Raw genomic sequence first — 13,566 nt, 5'->3', positions numbered from 1 at the left:
TAGAAGTAAGTAAAATAAAAAAGGCGGAGAGTTCTCCACCTTTTTTGCCCCAAATCTTACCATGAACTTAACCTACTTATGCTATGGTAAGTTTAAATGTAAAGCCATGTAGTTCATTCTGATTATTCAGTCGATGAAATACACGTTTTGTCGATGAAATGCACTATTATGGTGTATTTCATCGATATTTTTATCAATAAGCCCTTTGGTTATTTCCTTCATAAAAATTGATAAATGCTCTGTTTACCACTCTATTTCCGCCAGGTGTTGGGTAATTTCCGGTAAAGTACCAATCTCCTAAATTCTTAGGACAGGCTTGGTGTAAACTGGAAATGGTTTGGTAAATAATGGAAACTTCGGCATTTATGTCTTTTGGGCTCAATAACTCTCCTATTTTTGCAGAAATTTGGTTAGCACTAAATGGCTTATAAAAGTCCTTGACATAATTGACAACATCCTTATCCTTACTTTTAACCTGTGTTAGGCATTTTTTGTAGATTTCCTCCACTACATGCATGGTGTTGTGTTCTTCATGGAGTGCCAAAGCAGCTTTAAATGCAATAAAATCTTCCAATTTGGCCATATCAATACCATAACAATCAGGATATCTTATTTGCGGAGCGGAAGAGACCACAATTATCTTTTTTGGAGAAAGACGGTCCAATATTCTAAGAATACTCTTTTTTAAGGTAGTACCCCGTACTATACTATCATCAATGATTACGAGATTGTCTCCTTTTTTTACAGAACCGTAAGAAATGTCATAAACATGGGCCACTAAATCGTCTCTACTACTATCTTGGGTAATAAAGGTGCGGAGTTTAGCGTCCTTAATGGCCACTTTTTCAATTCTAGGCCTCACCTCTAAAATCTCATGCAGTTGTTCTCCCGTAATCTTAGGACCAAGGGCCAATATTTGTTCTTCCTTTTTCTTGTTCAAATAATTTTGGGCCTCTTTGACCATCCCGTAGAAGGAAGTTTCTGCCGTATTGGGAATATATGAGAAAACGGTATTTTTTATATCCTCGTTGATGGCATTAAGAATTTGAGGAAATACCAGTTTCCCCAACGCCTTTCGTTCTTGATAAATTTCTTTGTCGCTTCCCCTAGAAAAATAAATACGTTCAAAAGAACATGCTTTTCGTTCCTTAGGTTCTTGAATCTGCTTTATGGCGCTAGTACCGTTCTTTTTAATGATGATAGCAGCACCTGGATCTAATTCTTTCACCTCGTCATAGGGTACATTGAACACGGTCTGTATTGCCGGTCTTTCAGAAGCTACTACAACAACTTCATCATCCTTATAATAATATGCAGGCCTTATGCCGCTAGGGTCTCTTAGAACAAAAGCATCCCCATGCCCAAGCAAACCGGCCATTGCATAACCACCATCAAAATTCTTGGCGGCCCTTTTTAAAATCTTGGAAATTTTTAAACGCTCTGCAATGATAGGTGAAGCCTGTTGTTTGGTATAGCCTTCTTTTTTAATCTGTTTGTAGAGTTTGGCTACGGCATCATCAAGGAAGTGACCAATTTTCTCCATGACCGTAACGGTATCTGCCATTTCTTTTGGGTGCTGGCCCAATTGTATCAAATTGTCAAAGAGTTCATGAACATTGGTCATGTTAAAGTTTCCTGCAACAATTAAGTTACGGTGCATCCAATTATTCTGTCTCAAAAAGGGGTGTACACTTTCTATGCTGTTCTTTCCAAAAGTGCCATAACGCACATGGCCCAGTAATAATTCTCCTATATAAGGAATATGCTTTTTCTGTAATGCCACATCATTTTCATATTCCGGATGTTCTTTTAGCTCTGTATTGATACGGTCATTGATTTGGGCAAAAATATCCTGTATGGGTTGTTGCTGGCAGGATCTTACACGGCTCATATAACGCTCTCCGGCATTTACATCTAGTTTTATACTGGCAAAACCAGCACCATCCTGACCGCGATTGTGCTGCTTTTCCATCATTAAATACATTTTGTTTACACCATAAAAAGCCGTTCCGTATTTTTCCTTATAATATTCCAATGGTTTTAACAACCGTATTACGGAAATACCACATTCATGCTTAATTGCGTCACTCATTGCGTATTGGTATTAAAAAAACCCCAGAAATATGGGGTTAGGGGTTTATTGTAATTCTATTTCAAACTGCGTTAATTTTTTAAATTGATGCAGCCTTTCTCTAATTTCTTTTCGCTCTAATTTCAGCATTCTTTCCGCGCCAAACTTTTCTACACTGAAGGAAGCAAGGTTGGATCCATGGATTACCGCCTTCTTCATATTTTCAAAGGAACTATCGTTGCTTGCCGCCAAATACCCTGCAAAACCACCTGCAAAAGTGTCTCCTGCGCCCGTTGGATCAAAGACTTCCTCTAAAGGTAATGCTGGGGCAAAGAATATTTGATCTTCATTGAACAACAAAGCCCCATGTTCCCCTTTTTTGATAACTACATACTTGGGGCCCATGGTAAAGATTTTCTGTGCTGCTTTTACCAATGAGTATTCCCCGGTCAACTGCCTGGCTTCCTCATCGTTGATGGTTAGCACATCTATATGTTGAATAACTTCCATTAAATCGTTCAAGGCATTGTCCATCCAAAAATTCATGGTGTCCAATATGATTAACTTTGGTCGTTTTTTCATCTGGTTAATTACACCCATTTGTACAATTGGGTGAAGATTACCAAGCATGACCACATCGGCATCATTGTAATTATCAGGAACAACAGGGTTGAAATCCTCTAAGGTATTTAACTCCGTAACCAAGGTATCCCTGGTGTTTAGGTCATTATGGTATTTACCTTTCCAATAAAAGGTTTTTCCTCCTTTTACAATTTCTAGGGCAGTAATATCGATATCCCTATCGGTTAAAAGGTTTAAGTATTCCTGGGGCAAATCATCGCCTACAATAGATACAATGGCAGAATCTACTTCAAATTGAGAAGCGGCAAGTGCAATATAGGTAGCTGCACCGCCCAGTATTTTATCCGTTTTGCCAAACGGTGTTTCTATAGCATCAAAAGCGACAGTACCTACAATTAAAAGTTTGCCCATAAAGTTGAAAAAATTTAAGCTGCAAATATACGGTTTTGCTTAGCTAATTAAAACGGTTTTATGATTACTCCTAAGATAAGTTATTAAACATGGGTTTGTGATAAAATATACGGATCATTTTCTACCAAAATCTGCAGGAATTTCTCCCCAAGCTTTAGTTTCCCATTTTACGATTACCGTATTGTACTGGTTTTTATTGAGCCAGTCCTCGGCTCTTTGAATCAAATTGAAAAGTTTGGCGTTCTTTGCCGATGCGGTCAATTTAGTATTGCACTTTTTTTTACGTACCCAACTCATGGCCGTTCTAGAATCTGTGTAGATTAAACGATCGCTTTTACGTTCTTTTAAAAATGCGAGTCCGTGAACTATGGCCAAAAACTCACCAATATTATTGGTGCCTTGGGGAAAAGGACCTTGTTTAAATAATTTTTTGCCAGTTTTGGTATCTACTCCTTGGTATTCCATAACACCAGGGTTACCGCTAGATGCCGCATCAACGGAAATAGAATGGTAATTGGGCTGCCCTATTTTTAACAGCTCTTGTTTAGATAAGGTAGGAGCCGATTTTTTCTTTCCTTTAAAATCTGCGTAAGAGCCGTTATAAGCTTTTTTGGCAACATCAAAAGATTCAAAAGATTTGTACTCTGCACCGGCATAACCATCAATAGATTTTTTGCAATCTTTCCATGATTCATAAATACCTGGTTTTTTTCCTTTCCAGACTACATAAAATTTTCTCTTTTTAGCCATTACTGTTTAGATAATAATTCGTCAATGACCTTTGGAAAAAATTCATATTCCAATTGGTGGACTTTAGCAGCGATATCCTCAGCCCTGTCGTTTGTGTTCAGCATTACCGAGGCCTGTTTAATGATGGCGCCTTCATCATAATGTGCATTTACGTAGTGTATAGTAATACCGGTTTCGGTCTCTTTAGCCTCTTTAACTGCATTATGCACATTCATTCCAAACATTCCCTTGCCGCCATATTTAGGTAACAGGGCCGGGTGTATATTTATAATTTGATTTGGAAATGCATTGGTAATTGTTTCCGGGATTTTCCATAGAAATCCTGCCAAAACTATTAAATCTGGCTCTAATGATTGTAAAAGGTTTAAGATGAAATTGCTTTTTGAAAAGGCTTGCCGGTTAAAAAAAAGTGCATTTATTCCTAATCTGTTACAGCGGTCAATGACTTTGGCATCCCTTTTGTTAGTAAGTACGCAGCATATAGTAACATCATTGCGGAGTTTAAAATAATTGGCAATGTTCTCTACATTAGATCCGGAACCAGAAGCAAAAAGAATAATTTTTTTGGTTTTCAATAGATGTGGTCTTTTTTTTAAAGGGAATAAATAGTCAAATTAAATTCGGCTTAAAAAGTAAATAAAAAGCTTGTCAGTATTTAGAAAAAAACGATTATCATTTTATAGTTCTATCACCTCACTACTTTTCACTACCTTTTTTAACGTTACCGAAACAAAATATTAATACGGTAAAATTACAGCACATGTCCTTAATTTTATTAAATTACAATACATTTTAACGACAATTAGTGGTTTTAATCCAAAGTTTTTTATTTTTGCCTTCAATTTAAATTTTTAAAACAAATATTATTATGTCAGACATTGCATCAAGAGTTAAAGCTATCATCGTTGATAAATTAGGAGTTGATGAGAACGAAGTGGTAACCGAAGCTAGCTTTACTAACGATTTAGGCGCAGATTCATTGGACACGGTAGAGTTGATAATGGAGTTCGAAAAAGAATTTGATATTCAAATTCCAGACGATCAAGCCGAAAATATCGCAACTGTTGGTCAAGCCATCAGCTATATAGAAGAAGCTAAGTAAAACATGTTTTCTTAAATAGAATCCAAATTATCCATGTGGTAAATGCTCCGCATGGATAATTTTTTTTAATTTACGCTTGGTTTAGATTTAAACAAATAAGAAGTTAAATGCAGTTAAAGCGAGTTGTAGTTACAGGTTTGGGGGCACTTACCCCAATAGGTAATAATATTGAAGAGTATTGGGACGCATTGGTCAACGGCAAAAGTGGATCAGCGCCCATTACCTATTACGATACAGAAAAATTTAAGGTTAAATTCGCTTGTGAGCTTAAGAATTACAAGACAGAAGATCACTTTGATAGAAAAGAAGGCCGCAAGCTAGATAGGTTTGCACAATACGCTCTCGTATCTTCAGATGAAGCTATCCGCGATTCTAAATTAGATTTGGAAAAATTGGATAAGTTTCGTGTGGGTGTTATTTGGGGAGCCGGTATTGGAGGTTTGGAAACTTTTCAGAACGAGGTAATGAATTTTGCCAATGGTGATGGTACGCCAAGGTTTAATCCGTTCTTTATTCCAAAAATGATTGCAGATATAGCACCGGGCAACATATCCATAAAGCATGGTTTTATGGGGCCTAACTATACTACTGTTTCAGCATGTGCATCATCTGCAAATGCAATGATAGATGCCTTGAACTATATACGATTAGGTCATTGCGATGTTATTGTAACAGGTGGTAGTGAGGCAGCCGTAACCATTGCAGGTATGGGTGGTTTTGGAGCAATGCACGCATTATCCACTAGAAATGATAGTCCTGAGACGGCATCAAGACCTTTTGATGCAACTAGGGATGGTTTTGTTTTAGGTGAAGGAGCCGGGGCATTGGTTCTGGAAGAATATGAGCATGCAGTTGCGCGTGGAGCAAAAATATATGCAGAAGTTGCCGGTGGCGGTATGTCCAGTGATGCTTACCATATGACTGCACCGCATCCAGATGGTATAGGTGTGGTAAGAGTAATGGAAAATTGCCTTAGAGATGCAGGTTTGTCAATAGAAGATGTAGATACCATTAATACGCACGGTACGTCAACACCATTAGGTGATGTTGCGGAGCTTAAGGCTATTACCCAGGTATTTGGAGAACATGCAAAGACTATCAACATCAACTCTACAAAATCCATGACCGGTCACTTATTGGGTGCAGCAGGTGCCATAGAAGCAATTGCATCTATTCTGGCAATGGAAAATGGTATGGTTCCACCAACTATAAACCATACTACGGTAGATGAGAATATAGACCCAAGCTTAAATCTAACGTTGAACAAAGCTCAAAAACGCGATGTTAAAGTTGCCATGAGCAACACATTTGGTTTTGGCGGGCACAACGCTTGTGTGGTTTTTAAAAAATTAGATTAATTTAATTTTTATGACCTTTCCTAAAAATTTATTTAATTCCCATTCTAAGGAGGATGGGGATTTTTTTTTGGGAATAACCAAAATTTTAGGTTTCAAGCCTAAAAACTTATCAATATATAAGAAAGCCTTTCTTCATAGATCCATGAACAAAAAGGATGATAAGGGAAATGCAATGAATTATGAGCGTTTAGAGTTTTTGGGAGATTCTATGCTAGGGACCATTATATCCAAACATTTGTATAGCGAGGTACCGGCAGGTGATGAAGGTTACCTTACCAAAATGCGATCTAAAATAGTAAGTAGGGAGCACTTAAATGAACTGGGTAAGGATTTAGGTCTAATTAATTTTGTTGAAAGTAGAATACCTAAATCCCATTTTGGTCAGAACATTCATGGCAATGTCTTTGAGGCATTGGTCGGGGCCATATATTTGGACAGGGGGTACAAATATTGTGAAAAGTTCATTCAGCATAGGGTCATAGAACCTTATGTAGATATAGAGCAACTGGAAGGTAGGGTAATCAGTTACAAAAGTTTGGTAATAGAATGGTGCCAAAAAAAGAAAAAATCGTTTGATTTTGATGTGTACGAGGATACCGGTAACGATCCATTAAAACATTTTGCGGTAAAACTTTCCATAGGAGGCAGTGTGGTGGCCAAGGCTAGGGCAACATCAAAAAAGAAGGCAGAGGAAAGGGCAGCTAAAAGGGCATTTTTTGCGCTGCAGGATAAAATGGAAAATTAAAATAGTGGCGCAAGTAACAAAAGCTAACATTTTAATAACTTTTATCGCAGTTATATCAAATTAGGAAACTAGGCTTTAAAGCTTTTAAGTTCTATATTTACCCTTTTTCAGGAGTATGGCAGCTATTTATAAAATAAACGATGATTTCTATGATGAATCCTTTATTTTAATAGCTTTGCATACTACATTAGATGATTATGCCTTGGTGTATGGATTAAATCAAAGTATAAAATCAAAATTTAAAAGAGCTAAAAAAAATTTCAATCTTGCTGAAAACAAATCCTTTCCAATTTTTGAATGGGAAGATGAATTTCATGACATGTATTGGGTACTTGTTGCAAATCACAGTAGTGAACAGGAAGTTATAAGCAACAATGATTTGTTCAAGGACGAATCAACATATACAAAACCAAGGTTAATACCGGAATATAAGGATGTAGATTATCTATTAAAGATAGAAACAGAAAAAGATTTCGATACCAATTCATTAATCAAGAATATACTTATGTTGCCAAGGATAATGGCTGCGTATGAAATAAGTACAGAGAAACTAAAGTCAAAGAACAATTTAATATTTTAAAAATGCCAACTGTAAAAAAGACGAAAATTGTAGCCACGTTAGGGCCTGCAACTAGCAAGAAAGAAGTACTCAGGAGCATGATCAATGCAGGAGTAGATGTCTTTAGAATAAATTTTTCCCATGCGGATTATGATGATGTTAAGGAGCGAGTAAAAATTATTCGTGAACTTAATGAGGAATTGGATACGAATACCTCAATTTTGGCCGATTTACAAGGTCCAAAGTTACGTGTTGGGGTTATGGCCGGTGATGTGGTGGTTAGTCCAGGTGATGAAATAACCTTTGTTACTGGAGAACCTTTTGAAGGAACCGCGAAGCGCGTTTACATGAACTACAAAGAATTTCCTAGAGATGTTAAGGAAGGGGAACGTATTCTTTTAGATGATGGTAAGCTAATGTTCGAAGTGGTTAAGACCAATGGAGAAGATGAGGTTTTGGCCAAGGTCATTCAAGGTGGTCCTCTTAAATCTAAAAAGGGGGTAAACTTACCAAATACCAATATTTCTTTACCGGCACTTACAAAAAAGGATATCAAGGATGCAGAATTTGCTATTGGTCTAGAGGTAGATTGGTTGGCTTTGTCATTTGTTCGTTTTAGTCAGGATTTAATTGATTTGCAGAATATTATCAACAAACATTCCGATCACAAGATTCCTATTATTGCAAAAATAGAAAAGCCGGAGGCTGTTGAAAATATTGATAAAATTGTTGCTTATTGCGATGGTTTAATGGTTGCCCGTGGAGATTTAGGGGTTGAAGTTCCTGCTCATGAAGTTCCATTAATTCAAAAGCAATTGGTTTTACGAGCCAAAAAAGCAAGAATACCGGTAATTATTGCCACACAAATGATGGAGACTATGATTACCAGTCTTACGCCAACCAGGGCAGAGGTTAACGATGTTGCCAACTCTGTTATGGATGGTGCAGATGCCGTAATGTTATCTGGCGAGACTTCTGTAGGTAATTACCCAGTACAGGTTATTGAAAAAATGTCAAGTATCTTGGAGAGTGTAGAAGGGTCAGATTTAATACATGTACCTCACGATCCGCCACACATTCGTACTAAAAGATTCATTACCAAATCTATTTGTTACCATGCGGCCTTAATGGCCAATGAAATCAAGGCCAAAGCTATTTCAACTTTGACCAATAGTGGGTATACCGCATTTCAAATTTCCGCATGGAGACCTAGTGCACATATATTGGTGTTTACTTCTAATAAAAGAATACTCTCCCAACTAAACTTACTTTGGGGCGTTAAGGCTTTTTATTACGACCGTTTTGTATCTACGGACGATACCATTGATGATGTCAACAGAATAGCGTTCAACAAAGGATTTTTGGAAGTAGGAGATATGTTGGTGAGCTTAGCTGCAATGCCAATAAAGGACAAGGGTATGGTAAATACCTTAAGAGTTACCGAAATTGAATCTGATGATATTTAGGAATATATACAAATAAAAAAAGGGACCATAATTGGTCCCTTTTTTTATGCTTAAAAATAATTAAGCTACCTCTTTTTCAAATGCAATAAAGTTAACGACCTTGCCCTTGTTATTAAATATAGGCTCGCCCTTAATGCAACAGTTGTATGTTGTACCGTCTTTTTTATAATTGATGACGGTAACCTCAAAAGGTTGTTTTTCTTTAACAGCTTTGGATATAATTTTTAGTGGTTTACTATTTGTAAGGTTACCTTGAAACATTTTAGGGGATTTACCAATAATTTCCTCAGGATGGTATTGACTCATATCCCACATATTCTTAGTAGCAAAAACGATATTTAAATTGGTATCGGTAACCACTATTATATTTTTGTCGGCCCTAAGTTTTTTGTCAATTAATTTAGAGTCAATGGTCCAAGAATTCATTGTGCTTAAACTCAATAATGAATTCATATCATCTTCAGATTTCTTAATGGCATCATAGTTTTCGCCATAAAAATCCCATGATATTACGGGTAAAATGGAATGTTTTATACTTTTTCTGAATTTGACAATGGCATCATCATAATCTTTTAGCTCGTTCATAAATGATATTTATGGTGATACTTAAATTTTCTTTTCATAGCAATTTGGAATAAAACTATAAAAACCGATGTGCGATAAAAAATTTTGCATCAGTATTAACAAAAGTGTTTAACAATTCATATTGATTTTAGTTCATTAAGAATTAAAAGCATCAACATAAAAAATATAAAATATGCCGATTTTCCTAAAAAACACAGAAGGTATCTGGTATTCAATGGCATACAGAATAGAACAAAGGTGGTTTAAAATTACTTGTTTTTAATAAAGGATAAGATTAGTACCAAGGAACGGTTTAGTGCATTGAAAGAATAGTTTTTGATTAAACGGATCAAGGAGGCCTAAATATTAAAAATCGAACTTTAACTGTACCAAAATCGATTTATCGTCGGTTTTTTTGGCTTTCTTATTATCTGTATTTAAGTTCGATAAAGAAATACCTAATAGCCTAACGGAATTTTGCAGCGCTTCTTGATAAAGTAATTCTTTAGCAGTCTCCAAGATCAATGCTCTATCAGAAATAAAATACGGGATGGTTTTGCTCCTGGTGTTTAAAGTAAAGTCGCTGTATTTAATTTTTAAGGTAATAGTTTTACCTGCTATAGATGATTTTTTCAATCTTCTTTCCAGTTCTTGGGCTATATGTTCTAGCCGTTCTAGCATAAAAATTTCGCTACTCAAGTTTTCATTGAACGTACGTTCTGCACCAACGGATTTTGGAATGCGGTGTGGTTTAACTTCACTATTATGAATACCACGAACTACGTGGTAATAGTAAGGACCGCTCTTACCAAAATTCTTAGCTAGAAATTCAATTGATTTTCCTTTTAAGTCTTTACCGGTAAAAATGCCCAACTTATACATTTTTTCAGCGGTGACCTTACCCACCCCATAGAATTTACGGATATCCAAGTTTTCCAAAAATGGAAGCACTTCTTCTGGGTTGACCGTTTTTTGCCCGTTAGGTTTATTGATATCACTTGCAACTTTGGCTATAAATTTATTAATGGAGATGCCTGCAGATGCATTTAAGCCTGTTTTTTCAAGAATTCGTTGACGAATTTCAGTGGCAAGCATGGTCGCAGAAGGATTTCCTTTTTTATTTACCGTAACATCAAGATAAGCTTCATCAAGAGACAGTGGTTCCACAAGATCTGTGTATTCAAAAAAAATGGCGCGTATTTGCTTAGAGATTTCTTTGTAACGATCAAACCGCGGTTTTACAAAAGTTAGGTGTGGACAGTTCTTTCTGGCTTGAAATCCACTCATTGCACTGCGTACCCCAAATTTACGGGCTTCATAATTGGCGGCAGAAACCACACCTCTTTTTTCACTTCCGCCTACTGCCAAAGGTTTACCCTTTAAATCTGGGTTATCCAATTCTTCTACGGAAGCATAGAATGCATCCATATCAACATGAATAATTTTTCGCAAAGGCATTTCATTGGGCATAAGCAAATTTAAGACTTATCTTAGTTTATGGATATCGATTTAATCCATTCATATGATAGAAATAGAGCGAAAATTTTTGGTCAAATCAGACCGCTATAAATCGGAAGCAAGTTCTAAAACCAGAATTGTCCAAGGATTTTTAAATACTGAGCCGAATAGAACGGTTAGGGTTAGGATAAAGGGAGATGTAGGCTTTATCACCGTAAAGGGGAAATCCAATACTTCAGGCACATCTAGATTTGAATGGGAAAATGAAATTTCTGTAGAAGATGCGGAGAATCTTTTAAAGTTGTGCGAAAAAGGAATTCTAAATAAATATAGATATGAAGTACCGGTAGGAAACCATGTTTATGAGGTAGATGAATTTTATGATGAAAATGAGGGGCTAACAGTGGCTGAAATTGAATTGAACCACGAAAATGAATTTTTTGATAAACCCGCTTGGCTTGGAGCTGAGGTAACGGGAGAAGTAAAATATTATAACTCTCAATTAAGCAAAACACCTTTTAAGGAATGGAAATAAAGGTTATTTAATGATACTGATTTTTTCAAAACCATTGTCCATTGTAATAATATCTTTTACATTCTCATTGTAAATAGCCTTGTTGATAATAGGTAAGGCTGGGCAACACGGATTAAAATTTGCAGTAGGCTTTATTGTATTTAATATTAAAGTGTCCGTTTCATTTGCATTAAGTTTTATGGAATAGCCGGTATCTCCAATAGAATCACCAACAATAATAAAAGTTATAAGCTTAGTAGAGTCAAGCGGTATTAATGGTAAACGGGTATTTCCGGACGTTATCTCTATATCATTATAGGAGTACGTTTCATTGCTAATTAAATTACTGCCGGTATCATCCAAATATTCAATAGAGAAAATTTGTTCTGTAGCGCAATCTACTAGTTGACAATCTAAACCATCATCAATTTTACAACTGATTAAAGTTATTAAGCAAAGTAAAAAATAGGGAGCCGTTCTCATGTTCTCTTTAGTACAAGATGATAAAGAAAAAAAAGGTTGCTTTATTAAAAAGCTATTTTGCCAATATTCCTTCTTTTTCTAAAAGGGGTAGGGTATCCAAATTTTGAATATTTACCGTATTCTTTTCAAAAAGGAATTTTTTTTCAAATAATTTTTGGTCAGCGAAATAGGTAACATAAAACTCGTTATGTAAGCCAAGAACATCTTCCTGTACTACTTCTATCTTTTTAAAGGATTTTGCATGGACAACATCAACTGCATGTCTCATGGTAGAAGTTTTACGGTCACCATCATAACCTTTAGATACCACCATGGTCATTTCAATGGCACTAGGGCGCTCGTTAATGATATAGGCATTCCATTCCTTATCCAAAAACTCCTCGTTCCACTCATGGACTATGGCGATATATACATCTTTGGAAACAGGTATTTCAATATCTTTTCTCACCAAAAAGTTTTAAAGGGTACTTCTAAATTGTTTAAGAAAACGAAGGTCATTTTCGCTCAATAGTCGAATATCTGAAATCTGGTGAAGTAAAAGTGCAATACGGTCAATTCCCATTCCAAAGGCAAAACCAGAATATTCCTCAGGGTCAATACCACAGTTTTTTAGCACATTAGGGTCTACCATACCGCAGCCCATAATTTCTAACCACCCTGTGCCTTTGGTCATCTTGTAATCTGTTTCGGTTTCAAGTCCCCAATACACATCTACCTCTGCACTTGGTTCGGTAAATGGAAAATAGGAAGGTCTTAGCCTAATTTTAGACTTGCCAAATAGTTCAGTTGTAAAATATTGTAGCGTTTGTTTTAAATCTGCAAAGGAAACATCCTTATCAATATAAAGACCTTCCACTTGGTGAAAGAAACAATGAGACCTTGCGGAAATAGCCTCGTTTCTATATACCCTACCTGGAGATATGGTACGGATGGGAGGCTGGTTGTTTTCCATATAACGTACTTGTACAGATGAGGTATGCGTACGCAATAGAATGTCTGGATCGGTTTGTACAAAGAACGTATCCTGCATATCTCTTGCCGGATGATATTCTGGAAGATTTAAGGCAGTAAAATTATGCCAATCATCTTCTATTTCCGGACCTTCGGATACATTGAACCCTATTCTGGAAAAAACATCTATGATTTTGTTCTTGACAATGGATATTGGGTGTCTGGAACCAAGTTCAGTAGGGTTGCCAGGTCTTGTAAGGTCTCCATAAATTTTTTCGTCCAAACCGGTATTTTCCAAGGCTTCTTTTAACGTATCCACTTTGTCTGTGGCCGCTTGCTTTAATTGGTTTATGGTTTGCCCGTATTCTTTCTTTTGTTCGTTCGGAACATTTTTAAACTCGGCAAAAAAGTCATTCAAAATACCTTTTTTACCCAAATATTTGATTCTGAACGTTTCTACTTCTTGTAAAGTGTTTGCGGTAAACGCATTAACTTCCGATATCTGTTCTTTTATCTTATCAATCATAAAAGTTGATTAAAGTCGCAAATTTA

Annotated in this window: 15 protein-coding genes; 6 read left to right on the top strand and 9 right to left on the bottom strand. The window is 36.2% G+C overall.

The genetic code is table 11. The features are described from left to right. Window positions 1-193: 193 nt before the first annotated feature. The 4 genes from ABVM52_RS06900 to ABVM52_RS06885 form a co-directional block, all read right to left on the bottom strand. Window positions 194-2,092: an amidophosphoribosyltransferase gene (locus ABVM52_RS06900; protein WP_405384675.1), complete on the bottom strand. Its 1,899-nt coding sequence runs from the start codon at window positions 2,090-2,092 to the stop codon at window positions 194-196. Window positions 2,093-2,137: 45 nt separating this feature from the next. After that, entirely contained in the window at window positions 2,138-3,064 is a 927-nt protein-coding gene (locus ABVM52_RS06895) for a PfkB family carbohydrate kinase (protein WP_405384674.1), read from the bottom strand. A gap of 114 nt (window positions 3,065-3,178) precedes the next feature. Next, window positions 3,179-3,814 carry a viroplasmin family protein gene (locus ABVM52_RS06890; protein ID WP_405384673.1) on the bottom strand — a complete coding sequence of 212 codons (636 nt, stop codon included), beginning with the start codon at window positions 3,812-3,814 and terminating at the stop codon, window positions 3,179-3,181. Then, entirely contained in the window at window positions 3,814-4,389 is a 576-nt protein-coding gene (locus tag ABVM52_RS06885; RefSeq protein WP_405384672.1) for a phosphoribosylglycinamide formyltransferase, read from the bottom strand. The genes ABVM52_RS06890 and ABVM52_RS06885 overlap by 1 nt, the downstream gene beginning before the upstream one ends. Before the next feature lie 293 nt (window positions 4,390-4,682). Between ABVM52_RS06885 and ABVM52_RS06880 the strand changes: the two genes are divergently transcribed. From ABVM52_RS06880 to pyk, 5 genes are all read left to right on the top strand, one after another. After that, entirely contained in the window at window positions 4,683-4,916 is a 234-nt protein-coding gene (locus tag ABVM52_RS06880) for an acyl carrier protein (RefSeq protein ID WP_008269813.1), read from the top strand. A gap of 107 nt (window positions 4,917-5,023) precedes the next feature. After that, on the top strand, window positions 5,024-6,274 hold the full coding sequence (gene fabF, locus ABVM52_RS06875; RefSeq protein ID WP_405384671.1) for a beta-ketoacyl-ACP synthase II: 1,251 nt from the start codon (window positions 5,024-5,026) through the stop codon (window positions 6,272-6,274). A 10-nt stretch (window positions 6,275-6,284) separates the two neighbouring features. Continuing rightward, window positions 6,285-7,019, top strand: a complete 735-nt coding sequence (rnc, locus tag ABVM52_RS06870; RefSeq protein WP_405384670.1) for a ribonuclease III — start codon at window positions 6,285-6,287, stop codon at window positions 7,017-7,019. Between the two features lie 115 nt (window positions 7,020-7,134). After that, entirely contained in the window at window positions 7,135-7,599 is a 465-nt protein-coding gene (locus ABVM52_RS06865; RefSeq protein WP_405384669.1) for an IPExxxVDY family protein, read from the top strand. Between the two features lie 2 nt (window positions 7,600-7,601). Further along, window positions 7,602-9,044: a pyruvate kinase gene (gene pyk / locus ABVM52_RS06860; protein WP_405384668.1), complete on the top strand. Its 1,443-nt coding sequence runs from the start codon at window positions 7,602-7,604 to the stop codon at window positions 9,042-9,044. 60 nt (window positions 9,045-9,104) lie between these two features. On the opposite strand, the gene ABVM52_RS06855 is transcribed toward pyk, so the two are convergent. Further along, a complete protein-coding gene (locus ABVM52_RS06855; RefSeq protein WP_405384667.1) occupies window positions 9,105-9,629 on the bottom strand; it encodes a PAS domain-containing protein in 525 nt (174 codons plus the stop codon). Between the two features lie 345 nt (window positions 9,630-9,974). Next, the gene (gene dinB, locus ABVM52_RS06850; RefSeq protein WP_405384666.1) at window positions 9,975-11,078 is read right to left on the bottom strand and encodes a DNA polymerase IV; all 1,104 of its coding nucleotides are present in this window, start codon (window positions 11,076-11,078) and stop codon (window positions 9,975-9,977) included. Window positions 11,079-11,130: 52 nt separating this feature from the next. Between dinB and ABVM52_RS06845 the strand changes: the two genes are divergently transcribed. After that, window positions 11,131-11,601, top strand: a complete 471-nt coding sequence (locus ABVM52_RS06845) for a CYTH domain-containing protein (protein WP_405384665.1) — start codon at window positions 11,131-11,133, stop codon at window positions 11,599-11,601. 3 nt (window positions 11,602-11,604) lie between these two features. Here ABVM52_RS06845 and ABVM52_RS06840 read toward each other — a convergent pair whose 3' ends face one another. Genes ABVM52_RS06840 through pheS form a run of 3 tightly spaced genes read right to left on the bottom strand, consistent with a single transcriptional unit; the run spans window position 11,605 to window position 13,540 of the window. Continuing rightward, window positions 11,605-12,063 carry a hypothetical protein gene (locus ABVM52_RS06840; RefSeq protein WP_405384664.1) on the bottom strand — a complete coding sequence of 153 codons (459 nt, stop codon included), beginning with the start codon at window positions 12,061-12,063 and terminating at the stop codon, window positions 11,605-11,607. A gap of 52 nt (window positions 12,064-12,115) precedes the next feature. After that, window positions 12,116-12,511 (bottom strand): hypothetical protein, encoded by a 396-nt coding sequence (locus tag ABVM52_RS06835; RefSeq protein WP_405384663.1) that lies wholly within the window; start codon window positions 12,509-12,511, stop codon window positions 12,116-12,118. A gap of 9 nt (window positions 12,512-12,520) precedes the next feature. Beyond that, window positions 12,521-13,540: a phenylalanine--tRNA ligase subunit alpha gene (gene pheS, locus ABVM52_RS06830; RefSeq protein WP_405384662.1), complete on the bottom strand. Its 1,020-nt coding sequence runs from the start codon at window positions 13,538-13,540 to the stop codon at window positions 12,521-12,523. Window positions 13,541-13,566: the final 26 nt, after the last annotated feature.

This window comes from Maribacter sp. LLG6340-A2 (assembly GCF_045057105.1).
Taxonomy (GTDB): Bacteria; Bacteroidota; Bacteroidia; order Flavobacteriales; family Flavobacteriaceae; genus Maribacter.
The sequence above is the reverse complement of the archived record's forward strand: the minus strand, read 5'-3'. Positions and strand labels throughout refer to the sequence as shown.

What these genes read in the sequence shown, in the direction of transcription:
- ABVM52_RS06900 (WP_405384675.1), bottom strand. Translation starts at nt 2,092, where the DNA reads ATGAGTGACGCAATTAAGCATGAATGTGGTATTTCCGTAATACGGTTG.
- ABVM52_RS06895 (WP_405384674.1), bottom strand. Translation starts at nt 3,064, where the DNA reads ATGGGCAAACTTTTAATTGTAGGTACTGTCGCTTTTGATGCTATAGAA.
- ABVM52_RS06890 (WP_405384673.1), bottom strand. Translation starts at nt 3,814, where the DNA reads ATGGCTAAAAAGAGAAAATTTTATGTAGTCTGGAAAGGAAAAAAACCA.
- ABVM52_RS06880 (WP_008269813.1), top strand. Translation starts at nt 4,683, where the DNA reads ATGTCAGACATTGCATCAAGAGTTAAAGCTATCATCGTTGATAAATTA.
- fabF (WP_405384671.1), top strand. Translation starts at nt 5,024, where the DNA reads ATGCAGTTAAAGCGAGTTGTAGTTACAGGTTTGGGGGCACTTACCCCA.
- rnc (WP_405384670.1), top strand. Translation starts at nt 6,285, where the DNA reads ATGACCTTTCCTAAAAATTTATTTAATTCCCATTCTAAGGAGGATGGG.
- ABVM52_RS06865 (WP_405384669.1), top strand. Translation starts at nt 7,135, where the DNA reads ATGGCAGCTATTTATAAAATAAACGATGATTTCTATGATGAATCCTTT.
- pyk (WP_405384668.1), top strand. Translation starts at nt 7,602, where the DNA reads ATGCCAACTGTAAAAAAGACGAAAATTGTAGCCACGTTAGGGCCTGCA.
- ABVM52_RS06855 (WP_405384667.1), bottom strand. Translation starts at nt 9,629, where the DNA reads ATGAACGAGCTAAAAGATTATGATGATGCCATTGTCAAATTCAGAAAA.
- dinB (WP_405384666.1), bottom strand. Translation starts at nt 11,078, where the DNA reads ATGCCCAATGAAATGCCTTTGCGAAAAATTATTCATGTTGATATGGAT.
- ABVM52_RS06845 (WP_405384665.1), top strand. Translation starts at nt 11,131, where the DNA reads ATGATAGAAATAGAGCGAAAATTTTTGGTCAAATCAGACCGCTATAAA.
- ABVM52_RS06840 (WP_405384664.1), bottom strand. Translation starts at nt 12,063, where the DNA reads ATGAGAACGGCTCCCTATTTTTTACTTTGCTTAATAACTTTAATCAGT.
- pheS (WP_405384662.1), bottom strand. Translation starts at nt 13,540, where the DNA reads ATGATTGATAAGATAAAAGAACAGATATCGGAAGTTAATGCGTTTACC.